Genomic DNA, 1,660 nt, shown 5'->3' with positions numbered 1-1,660 from the left:
GCGGCCTGGGACGCCACGCCCCTGCCGGCGGCCGGACCGGCCGCTGCCCCGCCGCCGCCTGAGCCGGCGGCGCCGGCGCCGGCGCCGCGCGCCGAGGCCCGCCCTGCCGCGCCGGCGGGCGAGGCGGCGGCGCAGTCGATCCGGGTCAGCCTTGACCTGCTCGAGACGCTGATGACCAGCGTGTCGGAGCTGGTGCTGACGCGCAACCAGCTGCTGCAGCTCTCGCGCAACAGCCGCGACAACAACTTCGCCGCGCCGCTGCAGCGGCTGAACCACGTCGTCTCCGAGCTGCAGGAGAACGTGATGAAGACCCGCATGCAGCCGGTCGGCAATGCCTGGAGCAAGCTGCCGCGGATCGTGCGCGACCTGGCCCGCGACCTCGACAAGAAGATCGAGATGCGCATGACCGGCGCCGAGACCGAGCTGGACCGGCAGGTGCTGGAGATGATCCGCGACCCGCTGACCCACATGGTCCGCAACTCCTGCGACCACGGGCTGGAGGGCCCGGCCGAGCGGGTGGCGGCGGGCAAGGACGAGACCGGGGTCATCGCGCTGCACGCCTCGCACGAGGGCGGGCACATCGTCATGACGCTGTCCGATGACGGGCGCGGCCTCAACCTGGCGCGGATCCGGCAGAAGGCGGTCGAGCGCGGCATGGCCTCCGAGGCCGAGGTCGCGGCGATGAGCGACAACCAGCTCGCGCAGTTCATCTTCCGCTCCGGCTTCTCCACCGCGGCGGCGGTCACCGATGTCTCCGGCCGTGGCGTCGGCATGGACGTGGTGCGGACCAATGTCGAGCGGATCGGCGGCACGATCGAGCTCTCGACCACGCCGGGCAAGGGCTCGGTCTTCACCATCAAGATCCCGCTGACGCTGGCCATCGTCAGCGCCCTGATCGTCGACTGCGCCGGGCAGCGCTACGCCGTGCCGCAGATCTCGGTGACCGAGATGGTGCATGCCGGCGAGGGCGGCGAGCGGCGGATCGAGCGGATCCGCGACACACCGGTGCTGCGGCTGCGCGACCGGCTGCTGCCGCTGGTGCCGCTGCGCAGCGTGCTCGGCCTGCCGCGGGGCGAGCCGAGCCAGGAGGGCAGCCTGGTGATCGTCACCCGGGTGGGCGCCTACGAGTTCGGCATCGTGGTGGACAGCGCGCAGGACACCGAGGAGATCGTGGTCAAGCCGGTGGCGCCGCTGCTGAAGGACATCGGCGTCTATTCCGGCAACACCATCCTCGGCGACGGCTCGGTCTGCATGATCGTCGACCCGAACGGCATCCTGGCGCGGGCCGGGCGGCTCGACACCTCGGCCGGCAGCGATGCGGTGCAGGCGGCCGCTGGCGCCGAGGGCGGCGCGGGCTCGGAGCGCGTGGCGCTGCTGCTGGTCCGCGCCGGCGCTGGCATGCCCAAGGCGATCCCGCTCGACCTCGTCGCCCGCCTCGAGGAGATCGCGGTGGACGAGGTGCACGACCTCGGCGGGCGCATGCTGACGAAGTACCGCGGCAAGCTCATGCCGCTGGTCGCCGCCGACCATGGCGTGATCTTCGAGCCGGGCAGCCGCAAGCCGGTGCTGGTCTTCGCCGAGGGCGAGAACAGCATGGGCCTGGTGGTCGATGCCATCGAGGACATCGTCGAGAGCGACATCAACGTCGAACTCCGCTCCG

The 1,660-nt window shown here is 72.0% G+C and carries 1 protein-coding gene; it reads left to right on the top strand.

The features are described 5' to 3' along the window. A partial coding sequence (locus Q7A36_RS39660; RefSeq protein WP_370655806.1) for a chemotaxis protein CheA occupies nucleotides 1-1,660 on the top strand: 1,660 nt, incomplete at both ends.

The sequence above is a fragment of the Paracraurococcus lichenis genome, from assembly GCF_030657435.1.
GTDB lineage: Bacteria > Pseudomonadota > Alphaproteobacteria > Acetobacterales > Acetobacteraceae > Paracraurococcus > Paracraurococcus lichenis.
The sequence above is the reverse complement of the archived record's forward strand: the minus strand, read 5'-3'. Positions and strand labels throughout refer to the sequence as shown.